At 67.5% G+C, this 19,922-nt stretch carries 19 protein-coding genes; 15 read left to right on the forward strand and 4 right to left on the reverse strand.

The features are described 5' to 3' along the window. Positions 1 to 33: 33 nt before the first annotated feature. Positions 34 to 2,163 carry an alpha/beta hydrolase domain-containing protein gene (locus BMW87_RS21690; RefSeq protein ID WP_093078582.1) on the forward strand — a complete coding sequence of 710 codons (2,130 nt, stop codon included), beginning with the start codon at positions 34 to 36 and terminating at the stop codon, positions 2,161 to 2,163. Here BMW87_RS21690 and BMW87_RS21695 read toward each other — a convergent pair. Together BMW87_RS21695 and BMW87_RS21700 are read right to left on the reverse strand one after the other, a co-directional pair. Then, positions 2,126 to 3,064 (reverse strand): LysR family transcriptional regulator, encoded by a 939-nt coding sequence (locus tag BMW87_RS21695; protein WP_093078584.1) that lies wholly within the window; start codon positions 3,062 to 3,064, stop codon positions 2,126 to 2,128. The genes BMW87_RS21690 and BMW87_RS21695 overlap by 38 nt on opposite strands. Before the next feature lie 27 nt (positions 3,065 to 3,091). Then, entirely contained in the window at positions 3,092 to 4,294 is a 1,203-nt protein-coding gene (locus tag BMW87_RS21700) for an MFS transporter (RefSeq protein ID WP_093078586.1), read from the reverse strand. Between the two features lie 85 nt (positions 4,295 to 4,379). Between BMW87_RS21700 and BMW87_RS21705 the strand changes: the two genes are divergently transcribed. Together BMW87_RS21705 and BMW87_RS21710 are read left to right on the forward strand one after the other, a co-directional pair. After that, complete coding sequence (locus BMW87_RS21705) at positions 4,380 to 5,009, forward strand: 2-hydroxychromene-2-carboxylate isomerase (protein ID WP_093056311.1); 630 nt, start codon at positions 4,380 to 4,382, stop codon at positions 5,007 to 5,009. Positions 5,010 to 5,032: 23 nt separating this feature from the next. Continuing rightward, the gene (locus BMW87_RS21710) at positions 5,033 to 5,374 is read left to right on the forward strand and encodes a hypothetical protein (RefSeq protein ID WP_093078587.1); all 342 of its coding nucleotides are present in this window, start codon (positions 5,033 to 5,035) and stop codon (positions 5,372 to 5,374) included. A 25-nt stretch (positions 5,375 to 5,399) separates the two neighbouring features. Here BMW87_RS21710 and BMW87_RS21715 read toward each other — a convergent pair whose 3' ends face one another. Then, positions 5,400 to 6,311 carry a LysR family transcriptional regulator gene (locus BMW87_RS21715; RefSeq protein WP_093078589.1) on the reverse strand — a complete coding sequence of 304 codons (912 nt, stop codon included), beginning with the start codon at positions 6,309 to 6,311 and terminating at the stop codon, positions 5,400 to 5,402. Between the two features lie 198 nt (positions 6,312 to 6,509). Between BMW87_RS21715 and BMW87_RS21720 the strand changes: the two genes are divergently transcribed. From BMW87_RS21720 to BMW87_RS21775, 12 genes are all read left to right on the forward strand, one after another. Further along, positions 6,510 to 7,163 carry a hydrolase gene (locus BMW87_RS21720; RefSeq protein WP_093078590.1) on the forward strand — a complete coding sequence of 218 codons (654 nt, stop codon included), beginning with the start codon at positions 6,510 to 6,512 and terminating at the stop codon, positions 7,161 to 7,163. Positions 7,164 to 7,189: 26 nt separating this feature from the next. After that, a complete protein-coding gene (locus tag BMW87_RS21725) occupies positions 7,190 to 7,483 on the forward strand; it encodes a DUF1427 family protein (RefSeq protein ID WP_093056394.1) in 294 nt (97 codons plus the stop codon). A 95-nt stretch (positions 7,484 to 7,578) separates the two neighbouring features. Next, complete coding sequence (locus BMW87_RS21730) at positions 7,579 to 9,474, forward strand: amidohydrolase (protein ID WP_218149765.1); 1,896 nt, start codon at positions 7,579 to 7,581, stop codon at positions 9,472 to 9,474. A 5-nt stretch (positions 9,475 to 9,479) separates the two neighbouring features. After that, positions 9,480 to 9,878: a DoxX family protein gene (locus BMW87_RS21735; protein WP_093078697.1), complete on the forward strand. Its 399-nt coding sequence runs from the start codon at positions 9,480 to 9,482 to the stop codon at positions 9,876 to 9,878. Next, positions 9,871 to 11,472 (forward strand): MFS transporter, encoded by a 1,602-nt coding sequence (locus BMW87_RS21740; protein WP_093078593.1) that lies wholly within the window; start codon positions 9,871 to 9,873, stop codon positions 11,470 to 11,472. The genes BMW87_RS21735 and BMW87_RS21740 overlap by 8 nt, the downstream gene beginning before the upstream one ends. 51 nt (positions 11,473 to 11,523) lie before the next feature. Continuing rightward, positions 11,524 to 12,345 carry an alpha/beta fold hydrolase gene (locus BMW87_RS21745; protein ID WP_093056301.1) on the forward strand — a complete coding sequence of 274 codons (822 nt, stop codon included), beginning with the start codon at positions 11,524 to 11,526 and terminating at the stop codon, positions 12,343 to 12,345. A 72-nt stretch (positions 12,346 to 12,417) separates the two neighbouring features. Continuing rightward, positions 12,418 to 13,293 carry a diaminopimelate epimerase gene (gene dapF / locus BMW87_RS21750; RefSeq protein ID WP_093078595.1) on the forward strand — a complete coding sequence of 292 codons (876 nt, stop codon included), beginning with the start codon at positions 12,418 to 12,420 and terminating at the stop codon, positions 13,291 to 13,293. Then, positions 13,290 to 13,994, forward strand: coding sequence for a DUF484 family protein (locus BMW87_RS21755; protein WP_093056297.1), 705 nt, complete (start codon positions 13,290 to 13,292; stop codon positions 13,992 to 13,994). Before dapF ends, BMW87_RS21755 begins: the two co-directional genes overlap by 4 nt. Continuing rightward, positions 13,991 to 14,626: a YdcF family protein gene (locus BMW87_RS21760; RefSeq protein ID WP_093078596.1), complete on the forward strand. Its 636-nt coding sequence runs from the start codon at positions 13,991 to 13,993 to the stop codon at positions 14,624 to 14,626. The genes BMW87_RS21755 and BMW87_RS21760 overlap by 4 nt, the downstream gene beginning before the upstream one ends. Beyond that, positions 14,610 to 15,626 carry a tyrosine recombinase XerC gene (locus tag BMW87_RS21765; RefSeq protein WP_093078699.1) on the forward strand — a complete coding sequence of 339 codons (1,017 nt, stop codon included), beginning with the start codon at positions 14,610 to 14,612 and terminating at the stop codon, positions 15,624 to 15,626. The genes BMW87_RS21760 and BMW87_RS21765 overlap by 17 nt, the downstream gene beginning before the upstream one ends. 10 nt (positions 15,627 to 15,636) lie before the next feature. Further along, positions 15,637 to 16,851, forward strand: a complete 1,215-nt coding sequence (locus BMW87_RS21770; protein WP_093078598.1) for a class I SAM-dependent rRNA methyltransferase — start codon at positions 15,637 to 15,639, stop codon at positions 16,849 to 16,851. A 119-nt stretch (positions 16,852 to 16,970) separates the two neighbouring features. Beyond that, a complete protein-coding gene (locus tag BMW87_RS21775) occupies positions 16,971 to 18,023 on the forward strand; it encodes a CobW family GTP-binding protein (protein ID WP_093056291.1) in 1,053 nt (350 codons plus the stop codon). 76 nt (positions 18,024 to 18,099) lie between these two features. Here the strand turns inward: BMW87_RS21775 and BMW87_RS21780 are convergent, their stop codons facing one another. Next, on the reverse strand, positions 18,100 to 19,617 hold the full coding sequence (locus tag BMW87_RS21780; RefSeq protein ID WP_256216860.1) for a YdgA family protein: 1,518 nt from the start codon (positions 19,615 to 19,617) through the stop codon (positions 18,100 to 18,102). Positions 19,618 to 19,922: the final 305 nt, after the last annotated feature.

Consider the following 19,922-nt stretch of genomic DNA (forward strand, 5'->3'; position numbering starts at 1 on the left):
CACGTTCGGAGCAGCATAAAAACAGGAGACAGCATGCACCCCAGAAACCTGAGCGGGCGCCGGTTACGCCTGCATTGGCTCGCGGCGGCCGTGGCGGCGATCGTGGCTGCCGCACCGGCCGAGGCTCGTGTCACCCGCATCGTGATCGACGATGTCTCGGCGCTCACGGGGCAGTCGATTCCGTACGAGCAGATCCGCGGTCGCGCCTTCGGCGAGCTCGACCCGAACGATCCGCACAACAGCATCGTTACCGACATCAAGCTGGGGGCAGATGCCGATGGCAAGGTGCGCTACGAAACCTCGTTCAATCTGGTGAAGCCGGTCGACATGAACCGCGCCAGCGGCTTTCTCTGGCATGACGTACCCAATCGCGGCGGCGCCGGAACCATCGTCGTCGAAGAGCGCGAACTGGGCGACATTGGCCTGCGCAGCGGCTGGCAGGCGGACAACGCCGGCAACACGGGCGTTCCTGTCAACCGCGCCTCGGGTACCAATCATTGGGTGGCGGCGCCCATCGCGAAGGTGGGTGGCGTGGCCGTCTCAGGCAATGTGCTCGCGCGAATCGTCAATCAGAGCGGCCCGGACTCCAAGCCGCTGATGGTGCAGACGAACCCTGTGCCATATCTCCCGGCCACGCTGGACACGACCAAGGCGACGCTGAAGACGCACACGAAGGAGACTGTCGACGGCGTTGTCACCGAGGGGCCTGACATCGCCCCGGGCGACTGGGCATTCGCGAAATGCGACGCCGGCAACCCGTTTCCCGGTACGCCGATCGACAACAACCCCGCCAACGCACCTGGCAACCTGCCGGTGCATATCTGCTTGCGCAACGGCTTCGATCCCAAGCTGCTGTACCAGGTGGTGTATCCGGCACAGAACGCCTACGTCCTGGGCGTGGGGATGGCGGCATTCCGCGACGTCGGCACCTTCTTCCGCTACGAAGCCGCCGACGACTCCGGCACGCGCAATCCGGTTGCAGGCTTCGTCAAGGGCATGGCCGTGCGGGGTGTGTCGCAGTCCGGAAACATGGTGCGGCAGTTCATCTTCATGGGCCTGAACCAGGACGAACGCAACCGCATGGTCTATGACGGAGCCTGGCCGATCATCGCGGGCCGCCGGGTGGCCGCGAACTCGCGCTGGGCCCAGCCGGACGGGGTGCTGGAGCTTTACCAGCAGGGCAGCGAAGGCCCGCAGTGGTGGGCGGACTGGCCAGACCCGGTGCGCAAGCAGCCCACCGGCAGCATCTTCTCGCGTTGCGACAAGAACAGCACCTGCCCGAAGGTGATCGAGCATTTCGGGTCGGCCGAGGTGTACGCGCTGAAGCTGACGCCGGAATGGATCGGCACGGCCGGCGACGCGGACATTCCGTTGCCCCGCAACGTTCGCCGCTACTACGTGCCGAGCAGCAGCCACGGCGGCGGATCTGGTGGCTTCGCGCACATGCCGCCGGAGACTGCCGCCAGTCCCATCTGCCCCGGCAACAGCTTTGGCCGCGGCACGCTGGCGGCGAACCCGGTGCCGCACACGGAGATCACCAACGTGCTGCGCATGGCCATGCGCGACTGGGTGTTGAAGGGCACACCGCCGCCGCCGAGCCGATGGCCCACGCTGGCGGGCAAGACGCTGGTTGACGCGAACAAGGCGGCAATGGGCTTTCCGGGCGCCGTGCCCGGCGTTCCGGACTCGATCTTCCAGCGGGAGAACTTTGCGTTTCCGGTGTTCGACTACGACTGGGGCCCGCAATTCGATCACGCGGAAGCTTCTGGCGTGCCTACCAACGTGCCGCCGGTCATCAGGAAGGTCATCCCGATGAAGGTGCCGAAGGCCGATGCCGACGGCAACGAGATCGGGGGCGTGTCCACCGTGCTCGTGATGGCTCCGCTGGGCACCTACCTGGGCTTCAACATCACCGCCGGGGGTTTTCATCAGGGGCAGGTGTGCAACTACGTGGGCGGTTATGTGCCGTTCGCGCGAACGCGTGCCGAGCGCATCGCCCGCGGCGACCCGCGCCTGTCGCTCGAGGAGCGCTACGGCAGCCACGAGGGCTACGAGGCTGCGGTTCGCGCCGCAGCCGGCAAGGCGTTTGCCGAGGGCTTTCTTCTGCCTGCCGATCGTGACCGGCTCATCCGGCAGGCGTCCGAGAGCGCTGTGCTTCGCTGAACGCGGCCGTGCCTTCGATCATCTCCACGAGGGCGGCTGCCGGTACGGACAGTTCCGAGCGGCTGCGCATGGCCAGCAGCAGCACGCGCTCCATCTCGATGCCTTCGAGGCCAACCTGCACGAGGCCGAGGGCCTGGGCATAGAGGGCGGCGGCCGCGCGCGGCAGGATCGCCAGACCCAGCCCCGATGCGACCATGCGGCACATCGAATCGAAGCTGCGTACCTGCACCCGGATGCGGGGCGTGCGCTGTACCGCGTCTGCCGCCGCCATTACCTTGCGCGTGAGCGACGCGCTTCGTGCCAGCGTGACGAGGTCGTGGTCGAACACGTCCTCGATGGAGGCGTTCTGCCGGCCCTCCAGCGCATGGCCTGCCGGCACGAGCAGGACCAGCTGGTCGATATTGCAGACGATGGTCTCCAGGCCTTCACGCGGAACGTTGTCGCCGATGACGGCAAGCTCCGCCGTGCCTTTAAGCACGGCGCGGATACCGTCCTCGCTCAATGCGTCTTCCATGTCGATCACGACATGGGGATAGCGGCGGGCATACGCTGCCAGCACGCTCGGCAGGAAGCCTCCGAAGGCTGAAGGATTGGCGCACAACCGCAGGTGGCCGGTGGCACCCGATTGAAGATCGTCGACGGCCTGCACGAGTTGCTCCAGCCGCGCGATTACCTCGATGGCGTGCCGGTGCAGGGTCTGTCCCTCCGGCGTTGCGGTCACGCCGCGCTGCCCCCGCTGAAGCAGGGCGACGCCGCAATGCCGTTCGAGGTCGGTGATGCGCTTGCTCACCGCCGGGAGCGAAACGCCGAATCGATCCGCGCCCGCCGTCAGGCTCCCTGCATCGACGACTGCGACGAAAAGGCGCAGGGAGATGAGATCGAAACGGTTCAGGTTGAGCATGGCGGTTGGATTTGACCACCGCTGCCATCAAGGCTCTGCAGCAGCAGCGGCGCTCCTACTGGCCACAACGGCGGCAACGATGCCGATGGCCCCCACCAGCAGGCACACCGAAAAGATCACCCCACGCGTCTGCGTCGCATCGGCAAACGCACCGACGATCAACCCCGCAAGCGGCTGCGTCAGGTTGTTCAGCAGCACGATCACGCCGGTGGTCTTGCCGTAGTCCTTCGCAGGAATGATCCGCTGCCGGTGGATGCGGATGTAGATGCTGAACATCTTGTCGAACCCGATCACCAGCAGGAAGCCGGCCGCATAGCCCCAGTGGCTGGTGCTTGCGGCCGTGAGCAGGCCGCCGGCCAGTATCAGCAGGTAGGCGGTGATGCCCATGTGCTTCAGCGCGATCGATCCCCGGATGATCGCCAGCAGGATCACGATGGTGGCCACGGCCCCCAGTGTCTGCAGCCCGGCGTAGTAGGTGGCGGAGCGCTGGTGCAGCCCCGTGACCATCGCGGCGGAAGAGGCCAGCGTGGTGCCCAGCATCAGGTTCACGCCTGCTGTCAGCATGGTCAGCCGCAGCAGGCCCGGCAGGCGCAGCAGATGGCCGAGTGCGGTGGCGATGGGTTTCAGCAGATGCTGCCCCGGCTCGCCCTGCGGCTCGTGCAGCTCGACGGGGTTGCCGCGCCGCCACCAGGCAGTGGCTACGTCGGCCAGCAGGAACAGCGCCGCCGCAGCGCACACTGCCGCCTGCCACGGCCACACGGCAATCAGCGCAGCCGCCAGCAGGGGGCCGAGCACCATGCCGGTCTGGTCGGCGGTCTGCGCATAGGCCAGCACCTTGTCGAAGCCCAGGCCGCGGGTTCCGCTGGCGATCTGCGGGAGCATCACCTCGCGGGCCATCATTCCCTGCGTGGTGAGCACGCCGCACACGGCCGACAGCCCCACGAGCCACCAGATGCCGCCCATGGCTTCGTTGGCCAGCACGCCGAGCATGCAGGCCAGCGCGCGAAAGATCTGGCTGCCGCGCAGCAGCTTCAGCGGCGACACCCGGTCGCACAGCGCGCCGCAAACGGGAAACGAGAGAAAGCGCGGCAGCGTCTCGGCCGCGAAGGCATAGCCCGACCAAGCCACGTCCTGCGTCACCTGGAACACCACGAGCGGCACCAGGAACAACAGGATCTGGTCGGCCAGCCTGGAGAGAAAAAGCGAGAAGAGAAAAGCGGGGAACTTCATCGCGCCGGCATGGCCTGCGCAAACCCCAAGGGGAGAAGGGTGGGGAGCGCGGTGGCGTCGGGCATGCGCTGAAGATAATCGAAACATGATCGCGCTCGACTGCTACTACAGCCTCTCCTCCCCCTGGGCCTACCTCGGCGGCCCGCAACTGCAAGACATCGTGCGCCGCCACCACGTGCGGCTCACGCTCAAACCGTACGACTTCCAGGCCGTGGTGCCGCAGACAGGCGGCATTCCGCTCAAGACCCGGCCCGAGCCGCGCCGCACCTACCACGCGCTGGAGCTCGCCCGCTGGAGCGACTACCTCGGCATGCCCATGAACCTGGCGCCCGCGCATTACCCCAAGGGCGCGCCGAGCGACCCGAACTGGAACAAGTACCCGGGCTGGATGGTGATCGCCGCGCAGCTGCAGGGGCTCGACGCACAGCCGCTGTCGCATGCGCTGCTGCGCGCGCTGTGGGCCGAGGAGCGCGACACCTCGCAGGCCGAAGTGCGCATCGCGGTGGCCGATGAGACCGGCTACGACGGCGCTTCGCTGCAGGCATTGGAGCAGGCGGCCGAGACGCTGGCGGCTTACCGGGTCTACAGCGCGGAGGCGGTGGAGGCGGGCGTGTTCGGGGCGCCGACTTTCATCCTGAACGGCGAGCGCTTCTGGGGGCAGGACCGGCTGGCGTTCCTCGACCGGGCGCTGGACAAGTTGCGCGCGGCCGGCTGAGCGCTCCTGCAAAGGCCGGCTCGATGATCGACCGCATCCTGTCGAAGCACGGAGAGGTCGTCGCCGTCATCGACTACAGGGCTGACGAAGACATCCCGTACTGTTTCTCCGCCCGGATTCTTGAGAACCGGTTCCCGCAGGAGTTGGTCGCGCTCATCGATGAGTACAACAGCCTCGTCGATGAAGGCGCGCTTTCGCTGCTCGATGAGGTCGAGGAACGGATCTACGCCTACGGGCTGAGGTTGACTGAGCGCGACGAGAAGCTGTTCTGCATCCGTCTGGATGACGAGGCTTCCATGTGGTTCTTCACGAGATATCCGACAGGCGGCGGTTTCGTGTCCGACTATCCGGGCACGGCCGGGTAGGTCCGCAAGGCGCTGCCGCGGCGGCTCAGAAGGCCGAGCGCGGCAGCAGCGCCGGCACCAGCGTGCGGTTCATCCGTTCGCGCCACCAGCGCAACGCCTGTCCTTGCGCGCCGGTCTTCCAGGCCAGCCAGAACGCCTCGGGCGGGCGCGGTTCCTCGGTGGGCAGTTCGACCAGCGTGCCGCGCTTCAGCTCGCCCACGATGCAGGCGCGCGGCAAAAAGCCGTGGCCCAGGCCGGCCACCTGGCAGGCGATCTTCGCGGGCATCGACGGCACGGTGATGCGCGGCTGGCCGGCCAGCAGGCCGACGGTGCGCTCCGACAGCGTGCGCGCGCTGTCGCCCACCACGATGGCGTTGCACTCCAGCAGGTCGCCGCGCTGCAGCGGCCGGCCGAGCCGCGTGAGCGGGTGCGAAGGCGCGACGCAGAAGGCGAAGTCGAGGCTGCCTACGGTCACCGCCTGGTAGCCGCCGCCGGCGGGGCCTTCGCCCGCGGCGATGACGATGTCGGCGCGGCCCTCGCGCAGCGCCTCCCAGCTGCCGGTGAGCGCCTCGCAGCCGATGCGCAGCCGCGTGCCGCAGCGCAGGTCTTCGAAGGCACGGATGTCGTCGATGAGCGCCTGCGTGGGAATCAGCGAGTCGTGCACGAGGCGCAGCTCCGACTCGTAGCCGGTGGCTATCAGCCGCATGCGCGATTCGAGGTCGCTCGCGGCGCTGAGCAGCCAGCGGCCCTCCTTGAGCATTTCTTCGCCGGCGGCGGTGAGGGTCACGCGCGGGCCGTTGCGCTCGAACAGCAGCATGCCCAGTTGCTCCTCCAGCTTGCCCACGGCGTACGAGATGGTGGAGGGCACCTTGTTCAGGCGAGTGGCGGCGGCGGCGAAGGAGCCGTGGCGGGCGATGGCGTCGACGACCTCGATGGCTTCCAGGCTGAGTTTGAGCACGCTGCGGTTCCTTGAAGAAGAAAAAAGGGGTGAGAAAGGGGTGAAAAAGGAATGATCGAAAACTTCGATCATTGCCTGTGAAAAGTTTCGTCGATGACAGTTGATGCGGACCCGATGATTCAGTCCATGCCAAGGAGATTCCCTCCGAAAGCAATTGTGAATTCAATCGAATATCCACTCAACCGCAAGGAGCTTCACATGTCCATCAAGGCCACCCCCACCGCCGGCGCCAAGCTGCTCACCCCCACCGACCACACGCTGGTCATGATCGACTTCCAGTCGCAGATGGCTTTTGCCACGCACTCGATCGACGCCGTGAACCTGCGCAACAACGCCGCGCTGGTGGCGCAGGCGGCCGCCGGCTTCGGCGTGTCGACCATTCTCACGACGGTGGCCGAGAAGAGCTTCTCGGGCCCGATGTTCAGCGAGATCACCGACGCCTTCCCGGGCCAGAAGATGCTGGACCGCACCTCGATGAACACCTGGGAAGACGCCGCCGTGATCGAGCGCGTGAACCAGATCGGCAAGCCGCGCATCGTGCTGGCGGGCCTGTGGACCAGCGTGTGCATCGTGGGGCCGGCACTGTCGGCGCTCGACCAGGGCTTCGAGGTGTATGTGATTGCCGACGCCTGCGGCGACGTGTCGGCCGAAGCGCACAACCGCGCGATGGAACGCATGGTGCAGGCTGGCGCGCAGCCGATGACCTCGCTGCAATACCTGCTCGAGCTGCAGCGCGACTGGGCCCGCGGCGACACCTACGAGCTGACCACCGGCGTCGCGAAGAAGGTGGGCGGCGCCTACGGCCTGGGCGTGACCTACGCCAAGACCATGTTCGGCGCACACGAAGGTTGATCGACAACGCCGAGGCGAACGAAATCATGAAGCCCTATGTCCTGTCGCTCGCGCTCGGCCTGCTGGTCGGCGTGATCTACGCACTGTTCCAGGTGCGCTCGCCGGCGCCGCCGGTCATCGCCCTGGTGGGGCTTCTCGGGATCCTGCTCGGCGAGCAGATCCCGCCGCTCATCAAGAGCGTGATCAAGCCCGATGCGGTGGCCACCTCGTGGCTGCACCACCAGGTCAAGCCGCACGTGTTCGGCGAACTGCCGAAGTGTGCGCAGCCGACGGCGGTGAACACCGCCGAAGCCCGGTCTTCCGGCAGGCGCGACGCATGAAGCCGTCCGCAGACCCCAGCCGCCGGCGCCTCCTCGGAGCGCTCGGCGCCACCCTCGCAGCTCCCGGCCTTGCCGTCGCCTCCTTCTCCGACAACATGACCACCAACACCGAAACCCCAGACCTGATCCTGCACAACGGCCGTTTCACCACGCTGGACCGCGCCAACCCCGTGGCCGACGCCGTGGCCATCAGGGACGGCCGCTTCACCCGCGTCGGCCGCGCCGAAGACGTGCTGCCGCTGGCCGGCAGCGCCACCCGCGTGATCGACCTGCACGGCAAGCGCGTGCTGCCGGGGCTGATCGACAACCACCTGCACATCATTCGCGGCGGCCTGAACTTCAACATGGAGCTGCGCTGGGACGGCGTGCGCAGCCTGGCCGATGCCATGGGCATGCTCAAGCGGCAGGTTGCGAACACGCCGGCACCGCAATGGGTGCGCGTGGTGGGCGGTTTCACCGAACACCAGTTCGTGGAAAAGCGCCTGCCGACCATCGAGGAACTGAACGCCGTTGCGCCCGACACGCCGGTCTTCATCCTGCACCTGTACGACCGCGCATTGCTCAACGGCGCTGCTCTGCGCGCGGTCGGCTACACGAAGGACACGCCCGCGCCGCCCGGCGGCGAGATCGTGCGCGACAGCGCTGGCAACCCCACGGGCCTGCTGCTGGCCAAGCCCAACGCGGCCATCCTCTACGCCACGCTGGCCAAGGGGCCCAAGCTGCCCTTCGACTACCAACTCAATTCCACGCGCCACTTCATGCGCGAGCTCAACCGGCTGGGCGTGACCGGTGCCATCGACGCGGGCGGCGGCAATCAGAACTACCCCGACGACTACGCCGTGATCCAGAAGCTGGCCGACGACGGGCAGCTGACGATCCGCCTGGCCTACAACCTGTTCACGCAGAAGCCCAAGCAGGAGAAGCAAGACTTTCTGAACTGGACCGCGACATCCAGATACAAGCAGGGCGACGACTACTTCCGCCACAACGGCGCCGGCGAAATGCTCGTGTTTTCCGCCGCCGACTTCGAGGACTTCCGCCAGCCGCGCCCCGACATGGCGCCAGAGATGGAAGGCGAGCTGGAGGAAGTGATCCGCGTGCTGGTGCAGAACCGCTGGCCCTGGCGCATGCACGCCACCTACGACGAGACCATCAGCCGCTCGCTCGACGTGTTCGAGCGCGTCAACCAGGACACGCCGCTGGCCGGCCTGAACTGGTTTTTCGACCACGCCGAGACCATCTCCGACCAGTCGATCGACCGCATCGCGGCGCTGGGCGGCGGCATCGCGGTGCAGCACCGCATGGCCTACCAGGGCGAGTATTTCGTCGAGCGCTACGGCCCGGGCGCGGCCGAGGCGACGCCGCCGGTGAAGCGCATGCTCGAAAAGGGCCTGAAGGTGTCGGCCGGCACCGACGCGACGCGCGTGGCCTCGTACAACCCGTGGGTGTCGCTGTCGTGGCTGGTCACGGGCAAGACGGTGGGCGGCATGCAGATCACGCCGCAGCGCAACCTGATCGACCGCGAACAGGCGCTGCGCATGTGGACCGAGAACGTCACATGGTTTTCGAACGAGGAAGGCAAGAAGGGCCGCATCCAGGCCGGCCAGCTCGCCGACCTCGTGGTGCCCGACCGCGACTTCTTCGCCTGCGCCGAATCGGAGATTGCCGACACCACGGCGCTGCTCACGATGGTGGGCGGCAAGGTGGTCTACGGTGCCGGCCCCTTCGCCGCGCACGACGAAGGCACGCCACCGCCGGCCATGCCCGACTGGTCGCCCGCGCGCACCTTCGGCGGCTATGCCGGCTGGGCCGACACCGCCGAGGGCGCGCCGATGCAGAAGGTTCTGCGCAATGCCGCCGCGGCCTGCGCCTGCGCCAACAACTGCAACGTGCACGGCCACCAGCACGCCACGGCCTGGAGCAGCAAGCTGCCCATTGCCGACCTGAAGAGCTTCTGGGGCGCGCTCGGCTGCGCCTGCTGGGCGGTGTGATGACGATGCGCTGGACCACTTCGCCCGCGCTTCGCTGGATCGCCTTGCTGCTGCTGTGCGCCGCCTATCTTCAGGGTGGGCTGAACAAGGCGATGGACTTCAACTCGGCCCTCGCGGAGATGAACCACTTCGGCCTGTCGCCCGCCGGCCCGCTGGCCGTGGCGGTCATCGTGCTGGAGCTCGGGGCCTCGGCGCTGATCCTCGCCGGTCGCCTGCGCTGGCTCGGTGCGCTGGCGCTTGCGGGCTTCACGCTGATGGCGACTTTCGTGGCGCTGCGCTTCTGGCAGATGCCGATCGGGCAGGAGCGCTTCATGGCGGCAAACTCCTTCTTCGAACATCTCGGGCTGGTCGGCGGCTTTCTGCTCGTCGCCTGGCATGACCTGAAGGAGCGCGCCCATGTCTGAACCTTCGCACAGTGCGGTCGCACCGGCACCGCAACCCGGCGCCTTCGCGCCGCTGCGCCAGCCGGTGTTCGCGGTGCTCTGGGCTGCCACCGTGCTCGGCAACATCGGCAGCTTCATGCGCGACGTGGCCAGCTCGTGGCTGGTGACGGACCTGTCGGCCAACCCGACGGCAGTGGCGCTCATCCAGACGGCGGCCACGCTGCCGATCTTCCTGCTTGCGATTCCTGCGGGGGTGCTGTCGGACATCCTCGACCGGCGGCGCTTCCTGATCTTCGTGCAGGTGGTGCTCGCGGCCGTGAGCGGTGCGCTGCTGGTGCTTTCGCACACAGGCGCGCTGACGGTCGAATACCTGATCGCGCTGACTTTCGTGGGCGGCATCGGCGCGGCGCTGATGGGGCCGACCTGGCAATCGATCGTGCCGGAGCTGGTGCCGCGCAGCGATCTGAAGAGCGCGGTGGCGCTGAACTCGCTGGGCATCAACATCGCGCGCTCCATCGGCCCGGCTGCGGGCGGGCTGATTCTTGCGAGCTTCGGCGCGGCCGCCACCTATGGCGTCGACGTGCTGAGCTACGTGTTCGTGATTGCGGCGCTGCTGTGGTGGAAGCGCCCCGCGCCGGTCGACAGCGGGTTGTCGGAAAACTTCTTCGGCGCCTTCCGCGCCGGCCTGCGCTACACGCGCGCCAGCAAGGAGCTGCACGTGGTGCTGTTGCGCGCGGCGGTGTTCTTCCTGTTCGCCAGTTCGGTATGGGCGCTGCTGCCGTTGGTGGCGCGGCAGATGCTCGGCGGCAGCGCCGGCTTCTATGGCGTGCTGCTCGGCGCCGTGGGCGCGGGCGCCATTGGCGGCGCGCTGGTGCTGCCGCGCCTGCGCGCCCGGCTCGACGCCGACGGCATGCTGCTGCTGGCCGCGCTGCTCACCGCGGCCGTGATGGGCAGCCTGGTCTTCGCGCCGCCGAAATGGCTGGCGGTGTTGCTGCTGTTGCTGCTGGGCCTGGGCTGGATCGTTGCGCTGACCACGCTCAACGGCGTGGCCCAGTCGATCCTGCCGAACTGGGTGCGAGGGCGAGGGCTGGCCGTGTACCTCACGGTGTTCAACGGCGCGATGGCTGCGGGCAGCCTGGGCTGGGGCCTGGTGGCGCAGCAGATCGGCGTGCCGGCCACGCTGGTGGCGGGGGCTGTGGGGCTCGTGGTGGCCGGGCTGGTCTTCCATCGGGTGCGGCTGCCGGCCGGCGAGGCTGACCTGCAGGCATCGAACCACTGGCCCGAGCCGCTGCTCGCCGAACCGGTGGCGAACGACCGCGGGCCGGTGATGATCCAGGTCGAGTACCGCATCCGCAAGGAAGACCGCCCTGCGTTTCTCGATGCGATGAAGCGCCTGTCTCTGGAACGCCGCCGCGACGGCGCCTATGCCTGGGGCGTGCACGAGCACACGGCCGACCCCGAGCGGGTGATGGAGTGGTTCCTCGTCGAATCGTGGGCTGAGCATCTGCGCCAGCACCATCGCGTGTCGAAGGCCGATGCCGACCTGCAGGGCGAGGCGCTGCGCTTTCACATCGGGCCGGGCAAGCCCGAGGTGCATCACTTTCTTGCGATCTGATTTTTCCTTCCCTTCCTTCCTTCTTTCTTTTTTTCACTCCACTGGAAAACCATGACCACACTCACACTGCGCGACGGCACCGAGCTCTATTACAAGGACTGGGGCTCGGGCCAGCCCATTCTCTTCAGCCACGGCTGGCCGCTCAGCGCCGACATGTGGGACGCCCAGATGCTGTTCTTCGCGGAGCGTGGCTACCGCACCATCGCGTTCGACCGCCGCGGTTTCGGCCGCTCGAGCCAGCCCTGGACCGGCTACGACTACGACACCTTCGCCGACGACATCGCCGAGCTGATCGAAAAGCTCGACCTGAAGGACGTGATCCTCGCGGGCTTCTCGATGGGCGGCGGCGACGTGACGCGCTACATCGCGCGCAAGGGCAGCGCTCGCGTGGCCAAGCTCGCGCTCATCAGCGCCGTGACGCCGCTGTTCATGAAGACGGCCGACCACCCCGTGGGCCCCGACGCCTCGCTGTTCGCGGGCATCCGCGCCGGCCTGGCCGCCGACCGCCCGCAGTTCCTCGACGACTTCAGCACGCTCTTCTACGGCACCAATCGCCCCGGCGCCAAGGTGTCGCAGGGCGTCTTCAAGCAGACGCTGCAGATCGCGCTGCAGGCCTCGATCAAGGCCACCATCGACTGCGTGACCGCGTTCTCGGAAACCGACTTCCGCCCCGACATGGCGAAGATCGACGTGCCCACGCTCGTGATCCACGGCGACGACGACCAGGTCGTGCCCTTCGAGGCCACCGGCAAGCTTGCGGCCGGGATGATCAAGGGCAGCCAGCTCAAGGTCTATGCAGGTGCGCCGCACGCCACCTGCACCACCCACAAGGACCAGGTGAACGCCGATCTGCTGGCGTTCATCCAGGCCTGATCGTTCCGTCTTCGTGGCCACGGGCTTGGGCCCGTGGTCGCCAAGGGTAGTGCCGGTGGCGATAATCCCGGGATGCGAATCCGCTTTACCAAGATGCAGGGAGCCGGCAACGATTTCGTCGTGCTGGACGAAACACGCGGCACGCTGGGCCTCAGTGCCGCGCAATACCGCTTTCTGGCCGACCGCCACTTCGGCGTCGGCGCCGACCAGATCCTGACCGTGCGGCCTTCGCCCGCGGCAGGCGTCGACTTTCAATACGTGATCCACAACTCCGACGGCGGCGAGGTGGAGCAGTGCGGCAACGGCGCGCGCTGCTTCATGCGCTTCGTCAACGAACACCACCTGACCGACAAGACGCAAGTGCGCGTGCAGACGCTGTCCGGCGTGATCGAGCCGCGCATGGGCGCCGACGGCCGCGTGACGGTCGACATGGGCGCCCCCGTCTTCGAAACCGAGCGCGTGCCTTTCGACATCGCCGGGCTCGACCCGCAGCCCGAAGGCGCCTGGCACAAGTGGCACCTTGCCCTTGGCACGCGCGCGGGCACCGCTATCGTTTCGGTAGCGGTTCTGTCGATGGGCAACCCCCACGCCGTGCAGGTGGTCGACAACGTCGACACCGCCCCCGTGGCCGAGCAGGGCCCGCAGATCGAGCACCATCCGCGCTTTCCGCAGCGGGTGAATGCGGGCTTCATGCAGGTGGTCGACCGCTCGCACATCAGGCTGCGGGTGTTCGAGCGCGGCGCCGGCGAAACGCTGGCCTGCGGCACGGGTGCCTGCGCGGCGGTGGTGGCGGGCATTCGCCTTGGCCTGCTGGAGCGCCGGGTCGACGTGCAGACACACGGCGGCATTCTCACGATCGAGTGGCAGGGAGAAGGGCAGCCGGTGCTGATGACCGGGCCGGCCACCACAGTCTTCGAAGGCGACATCGAGGTGCCGGAGCTGCCATGACGACCAACTTCACGAACAACAACGACGCCAACGCCATGAACCCGATCACCGAAGACGACATCGCCAACTACCTGGCGAACACGCCCGACTTCTTCGAGCGCCATGCCCAGCTGCTGGCGCAGGTGCAGCTCACCAGCCCGCACGGCAACCGTGCCGTGAGCCTGCAGGAGCGCCAGGCCGAGATGCTGCGCGAAAAGATCAAGGCGCTGGAGCACCGCCTGATGGACATGGTGCGCCACGGCACCGAGAACGTCGTCATTGCCGACCGCCTGCAGCGCTGGACCAAGGGCCTCTTGACCACGCGCGACCCGCGCAGCCTGCCGTACCGTATCGCGGTCGACCTGCAGTCGCTGTTCCTGGTGCCGCAGACGGCCATCAAGGTGTGGGACTGCGGCAGCGAATACCTCAACGAAGCCTATGCCCAGTGGGTGAGCGACGACGTGAAGGCGCTGGCCACCTCGCTGACCTCGCCGTACTGCGGGCTCAATTCGGGCTTCGAGGCGGCCAACTGGCTGCCCGAGCCGCAGGCCGCGATGTCGATCGCGCTGATTCCGCTGCGCCCCGATGCCGAGTCGCCGGCCTTCGGCATGCTGGTGCTGGCGTCGCCCGATGCGCAGCGCTTCAACGCCGAGATGGGCACCGACTTTCTCGAGCGCATCGCCGAGCTGGCCTCGGGCGGACTTTCGCGGCTTCGTCCTTGAAGCGCCCGCGCTGGTTGCGGCGGCCGTGGCAGGTCGTGCTGGCCGGCGGGGTGCTGGCCGTGGCGCTGGTGTATGCGGCCATCGGAGCCTTCCTCTGGTGGCATGCCGAAGAGCTGCTGGCGCACCCACCGCAGCGCCCGGCCGATGCGGCGCTGGTGCTCGGTAGCCGCGCGTACCTCGACGGCAAGCCGCATCCGTGCCTCACGGGGCGGGTCGACGTGGCCCTGGCAATGGCGAAAGCCGGCCTGGTCAGGCAGTTGGCTTTTTCGGGTGGCGTGGATTCCGAGGACAGCCGCATCGAGGCCATCACGATGGGGGAACACGCGGTGGCCTCGGGCTTTGCGGGGCCGATGGTGCTGGAGCCGGCATCGACCTCCACGCGGCTGAATCTGTCGCTGTCGCGTCCGCTGCTGCTGGCAGCCGGCGTGCGCAGCGTGGTCATCGTGTCGGAGCCCTTCCATCTGTGGCGCATCGAGCGGCTGGTGAAGAAGAGCGGCTTCGACCAGAGCTTCGACGTGCAGTACGCGGCGGCGCCCACGTCGTGCTGGCGGGCCTTGGGCCCGTTCTCGAAAGGCGCATTGCGCGAGCCGGCAGCCATCATCAACAATGCCGGCCATGGCTATCTCTTCTGAGCCGGTCGCGTCCACTCCCCCGGACTGGATCGAAAAATACCTGGAGCATGTGCGCGTCGAGCGTCGGCTCGCGGCGCGCACGGTCGAGCTCTATGCCTTTCACCTGCAGGCCCTGCGCGAGCGTGCCGCCGAGGCAAAGCTGCCGCTGGACCGCGTGCAGACCGCCCACATCCGCCGCTGGATGGCGCAACTGCACAGCGCCGGGCGCGAGCCGCGCGGCATTGCGCTGGTGCTGTCGTGCTGGCGCAGCTTCTATCGCTGGCTGGGCAATGAAGGGCTGATCGGCTTCAATCCCGTGCAGGACGTGCACGCACCCAAGGCCGGCCGGCCGCTGCCCAAGGCACTGGGCGTGGACGACGCGGTGCGCCTCGCCGAGCTGTACGACCCCGAGGCCGACCCATGGACCGAAGCGCGTGATGGCGCCATCGTCGAAGTGCTCTATGGCTGCGGCCTGCGTGTGAGCGAGCTCACGGGGCTCGATGCGCAGGCGAGCAACACGGCGCGGGGCTGGGTCGATCTGGATGCGATGGAAGCCAGCGTGCTCGGCAAGGGCGGCAAGCGCCGCATCGTGCCGATGGGCAGCAAGGCGGCCGAGGCGGTGCGCGACTGGCTCGCGGTGCGCGGCGATTGCGCCGGGCTGACTACCGCCCGGCTGCGCGACCCGCAAGCGGCGGCCGCGCTTTTCATCAGCGCCAAGGGCATGCGGATGTCGTCGCAGGCGGTGTGGAAGCTGCTGCGCGAGCGCAGCCTCAAGGCCGGCCTCGCTGCGCCGGTGCATCCGCATATGCTGCGCCATTCCTTCGCGAGCCACGTGCTGCAATCGAGCAGCGACCTGCGCGCGGTGCAGGAGCTGCTGGGGCACGCCAACATTGCGACCACGCAGGTCTATACGCGGCTGGATTTCCAGCACCTGGCCAAGGTCTATGACGCGGCACATCCGCGCGCGAAGGCGCGCCCCGAGTCCTCGCGTGCCAAGGCCAAGCCAGAGAACGACAAGTAAGCAAAGAACAATGAAAACACTTCGCCTCAAACCCGGCAAAGAGCGCTCGATGCAGCGCCGCCATCCGTGGGTCTTCGAATCGGCCATCGCGCGCGGTGGCGCCGATTCCGGCGAGACGGTGCGCGTCGAGTCGCATGACGGCGCCTTCCTCGCATGGGCGGCCTTCAGCCCCGTTTCAAAGATCCGCGCGCGGGCCTGGAGCTTCGTCGAAACGCAGCGCATTGACGCTGCCTTCTTCGCCTCGGTGTGCGCGCGCGCCGTGGCCGCCCGCGGCCTGTTCGACCTGCAGAGCGACGGCGTGCGGCTGGTGCACGGCGAGGCCGACGGCCTGCCGGGGCTGATCGTCGACCGCTATGGCGACACGCTGGTGGCGCAGTTCCTCTCGGCCGGCGTCGAGCGCTGGAAAGATGTTCTGGCCGACGCGCTGCTCAAGGCCACGGGCCTGAGCAAGCTCTACGAACGCTCCGACGCCAGCGGCCGCGAGCGCGAAGGCCTGAAGCCCGTCACGGGCTGGCTGCGCGGCGATGGCCCCACCGAAATCATCATTCGCGAGCACGGCTGGAAGCTCTCGCTCGACATCGCGACCGGCCACAAGACCGGCTTCTATCTCGACCAGCGCGACAGCCGCCAGCGCTTTGCCGAGCTGGCGCAGCACCGGCGCTTCCGGCGCGTGCTGAACTGCTTCTGCTACACGGGCGGCTTCACCGTTGCGGCGCTGGCGGGGCTGAAGGCCGCGGGCGCGCTCGAAGGCGTGGAGCTGGTGTCGGTCGATTCGTCGCTGCCCGCGCTGGAGCGGGCGCGTGGCCACCTCGCGCTCAATGGTTTCGAGGGGCAGGGCATAAAGACCGAGTTTCTCGACGCCAACGTCAACACCGTGCTGCGCGAGTTCATCGACCAGGGCCGTACCTTCGACGCCATCGTGCTCGATCCGCCCAAGTTCGCGCCCACGGTGGCGCATGCCGAGCGCGCTGCGCGGGCCTACAAGGACATCAACCGGCTGGCGCTGAAGCTGCTGGAGCCGGGCGGCGTGCTGCTGACCTTCTCGTGCTCGGGCGGCATCAGCGCCGACCTGTTCCACAAGATCGTGGCCTCGGCGGGGCTCGATGCGGGCGTGGACGGCTACATCGCCGAGCGCCTGGGCGCCGCGCCCGACCATCCGATGACCATCGAGTTTCCCGAGGGCGAATACCTGAAGGGCCTGGTAGTGGTCAGGAAGCCCGCCTGACGCCGTCTTGACCCTGCCGCCAACGCAACTCAGTGGCATTGGCTAAACTGCCGGGCCACGCCTTTTCGTCCCATTTCCCGCCCCCATCTCCTGTTTTCCGCTTCCGGAGCACTATCCCCATGGCCCTCATTCCCGCGACCATCCTCACCGGCTTTCTCGGCTCGGGCAAGACCACGCTGCTCAAACGCATCCTGACCGAGGCCCACGGCCAGAAGATCGCTGTCATCGAGAACGAGTTCGGCGAAGAGAACATCGACAGCGACATCCTCGTGACCGAATCGAAGGAGCAGATCGTGCAGATGAGCAACGGCTGCGTCTGCTGCACCATCCGCGAAGACCTGCGCGAAGCGCTGCAAATGCTGGCCGCCAAGAAGCGCCAGGGCCTGCTCGATTTCGACCGCGTGGTGATCGAGACCACGGGCCTGGCCGACCCCGGCCCCGTGGCCCAGACCTTCTTCATGGACGACGAGATCGCCGAGAGCTACCTGCTCGACTCGATCCTCACGCTGGTCGACGCCAAGCACGCGCCGCAGCAGCTCAACGACCGCCAGGAAGCGCGCCGCCAGGTGGGCTTTGCCGACCAGATCTTCATCAGCAAGAGCGAGCTGGTGTCGGCCGAAGAGACCGATGCGCTCATTCATCGCCTGAAGCACATGAACCCACGCGCGCCGCAGCAGAAGGCGCATTTCGGCGACGTGCCGCTGAAGGACATCTTCGATCTGCGCGGCTTCAACCTGAACGCCAAGCTCGACATCGACCCCGACTTCCTGAAGGAAGACGACCATGACCATCACGACCATGACCACGCGCATGGCGAGGCGTGCGACCACCCCTCGCACAAGCACGAGGGCCACGGCCACCATCACCACACGGACGATGACGTCAAGAGCTTCGTCTACAAGGCCGACCGCGCCTTCGACCCGGCCAAGCTGGAAGACTTCCTGGGCGCGATCGTCAACATCTACGGCCCGCGCATGCTGCGCTACAAGGGCGTGCTGAACATGAAGGGCACCGAGCGCAAGGTGATCTTCCAGGGCGTGCACCAGCTGATGGGCAGCGACCTGGGCCCCGAGTGGGGCAAGGACGAGGCGCGCCAGAGCCGCATGGTGTTCATCGGCATCGAGCTGCCGCGCGAAATCCTGGAGCAGGGGCTGGAGCAGTGCCTGGTCTGAGCTGAAGGCTTGCTGAAATAAAAACGGCGCTGGCCCCAAAAGGCCAGCGCCGTTTTTCATTCGGGCCGGGGCCGGCTTACTTGCCGGTTGCGCCCATCCCGCCCAGCGGCTTGCCGTTGACCTTCAGGCTGCCTTCGCTGTACTCGACCTGGGCGGTAACGTCGTCGCCGTCACGCTTCACGAACCCGCTCTGCTCGCCTTGCTCGACCAGGCCGGCCACCATTTCGGGCGGAGGCGTCTGGCCGCTCTCTGCACCGGTTTCGGCCAGCTTCTCGATCCACTTCATGGGCAGTCGCGCGTGGGCCTTGAGCACGCCGCGCTTCATGAGCAGCGCGGTGCCGGGCATCTGCAGGTCTTCGTCGGTCACGCCGGCCATGCTGACCGTGTAGCCGATTTCGGCACGCTTGCCGTCGATTTCGACCAGCATCTTGTCGAGGCCGGCTTCGGGGCCGTACTTCGCCATGGCCTTGAGGTCGGGGGCGAGCTGCTCGGCCAGCGCTTGCATGGCGGCCTGCGATGCCTTGCTGCCGCCCTTGCCGCAGCCGCTGGCGGCGCTGGACTGCATCCAGGCGTCGGCCAGCTTCTTGTAGCCGGCGGCATGGATGCGGCGCGCGCCGCTGGTCAGTTCGAACTTGTCGATCTTCGTCTCGCCGATCTTGCCGGTGCCCCTGAACGTGCCGCTCGACGCATAGAGGCCGTCCTTGGTGCTGGCTTCGCCGACCAGTTCGATGTTCTGGAGCACGACTGCCGGCAGCGCCTTTGGTGGTTCTGCCGGTGCGGCGCCGTCCTCGGCAGCCTTCTTCTTGACGGCGAACTCGAGGGTGTCGAGCCGGCCTTCGGTCTTGCCGGTGGCCAGGAACCAGCCGGCGCTCATGTCCATGTCGGCCTTGGCGGCGAGCTTGCCCATCTTCATGGTCACGCCGCTGCGCGCTTCGCTGAAGTCGAGGCCGGGCATGGTCATGTCGTAGCGCGCCTGGGTGCGCGCGGCGTTGACTTCCAGGCGGGCCTGCACGCCTTGCCAGTCGAGGCGGCCCTTGCCTTCTTCGACCAGCTTGGCGGGGGCGACGGTGAGGTCGGTCGTGAAGGCGCCACTGAAGCCGACCTTGGTGCGCGCGCTCAGGGGCTTGGCGTCGCCGAACAGCTTTTTCGCCGCGGCCTGCGTCTTCTCGTCGAGCACCAGTTCGCTGTCGATGGTGGCCGCTGCCAGCGTGCCGCCGGCCAGCGGGCCGTGATGGATGGTGTCGCGGATGGTCAGGCGCAGCTGCTTGGGCGGCTTGATGCCGCCTGCGTCTTCCTCTTCGTCTGCTTCGGCTTCCTCGCCCTCGGCGGGCTTGTCGGCGGCGGCGGGTGCTGCTGCTGCCGGGGCGGCGGCATCGGCTGCGCAGCCGATTTCCAGCGTCACGGTGCTGACGGCACCGAAGAAGCCGCGTTCATATTTGCGCTCGGTCACGCGCACCAGCGCGGTCTGCTTCGGCAATTCGTCGAAGGCGATGTCGTAGCGCGACTTGATTTGCGTGCCGGCCCACCAGGTGCTGCCGCCGTAGGCGACGGCGATAGCCGCGGCCAGGACTCCCAAAACTACTTTCTTGTTCAAGACTTGCTTTCTTTTTGCGAATGAACGGATAGGCCCCCTGCGCCATATGGACAAAGGCCCGGGGCCGCGCTGCTCCCACAGACAGCGCCGCGCGATGCTAACGGAGTTGGCCGGCACGCCGAGACATCGCCCGCGCCTGCGAGTTCTCTATACAATCGCGCGCCTGTTCCGGCAGCCATGTCCAGTTCTCGTGGACAAGATGTGACTTCCGGCACGGGGCGCCGCACGTTCCTGGTGGGCTTTCGGGGGTATAACCCCGGGGTTCGCCACTGGCGAGCACCCCGACAACGGGGAGCCTGCGTGGT

The organism is Variovorax sp. OV084, assembly GCF_900111625.1.
In the GTDB taxonomy this organism is placed as follows: domain Bacteria; phylum Pseudomonadota; class Gammaproteobacteria; order Burkholderiales; family Burkholderiaceae_C; genus Variovorax.

Coding starts and splice junctions, on each gene's coding strand:
- BMW87_RS21690 (WP_093078582.1), top strand. CDS start 34: ATGCACCCCAGAAACCTGAGCGGGCGCCGGTTACGCCTGCATTGGCTC.
- BMW87_RS21695 (WP_093078584.1), bottom strand. CDS start 3,064: ATGCTCAACCTGAACCGTTTCGATCTCATCTCCCTGCGCCTTTTCGTC.
- BMW87_RS21700 (WP_093078586.1), bottom strand. CDS start 4,294: ATGAAGTTCCCCGCTTTTCTCTTCTCGCTTTTTCTCTCCAGGCTGGCC.
- BMW87_RS21705 (WP_093056311.1), top strand. CDS start 4,380: ATGATCGCGCTCGACTGCTACTACAGCCTCTCCTCCCCCTGGGCCTAC.
- BMW87_RS21710 (WP_093078587.1), top strand. CDS start 5,033: ATGATCGACCGCATCCTGTCGAAGCACGGAGAGGTCGTCGCCGTCATC.
- BMW87_RS21720 (WP_093078590.1), top strand. CDS start 6,510: ATGTCCATCAAGGCCACCCCCACCGCCGGCGCCAAGCTGCTCACCCCC.
- BMW87_RS21725 (WP_093056394.1), top strand. CDS start 7,190: ATGAAGCCCTATGTCCTGTCGCTCGCGCTCGGCCTGCTGGTCGGCGTG.
- BMW87_RS21730 (WP_218149765.1), top strand. CDS start 7,579: ATGACCACCAACACCGAAACCCCAGACCTGATCCTGCACAACGGCCGT.
- BMW87_RS21735 (WP_093078697.1), top strand. CDS start 9,480: ATGCGCTGGACCACTTCGCCCGCGCTTCGCTGGATCGCCTTGCTGCTG.
- BMW87_RS21740 (WP_093078593.1), top strand. CDS start 9,871: ATGTCTGAACCTTCGCACAGTGCGGTCGCACCGGCACCGCAACCCGGC.
- BMW87_RS21745 (WP_093056301.1), top strand. CDS start 11,524: ATGACCACACTCACACTGCGCGACGGCACCGAGCTCTATTACAAGGAC.
- dapF (WP_093078595.1), top strand. CDS start 12,418: ATGCGAATCCGCTTTACCAAGATGCAGGGAGCCGGCAACGATTTCGTC.
- BMW87_RS21755 (WP_093056297.1), top strand. CDS start 13,290: ATGACGACCAACTTCACGAACAACAACGACGCCAACGCCATGAACCCG.
- BMW87_RS21765 (WP_093078699.1), top strand. CDS start 14,610: ATGGCTATCTCTTCTGAGCCGGTCGCGTCCACTCCCCCGGACTGGATC.
- BMW87_RS21770 (WP_093078598.1), top strand. CDS start 15,637: ATGAAAACACTTCGCCTCAAACCCGGCAAAGAGCGCTCGATGCAGCGC.
- BMW87_RS21775 (WP_093056291.1), top strand. CDS start 16,971: ATGGCCCTCATTCCCGCGACCATCCTCACCGGCTTTCTCGGCTCGGGC.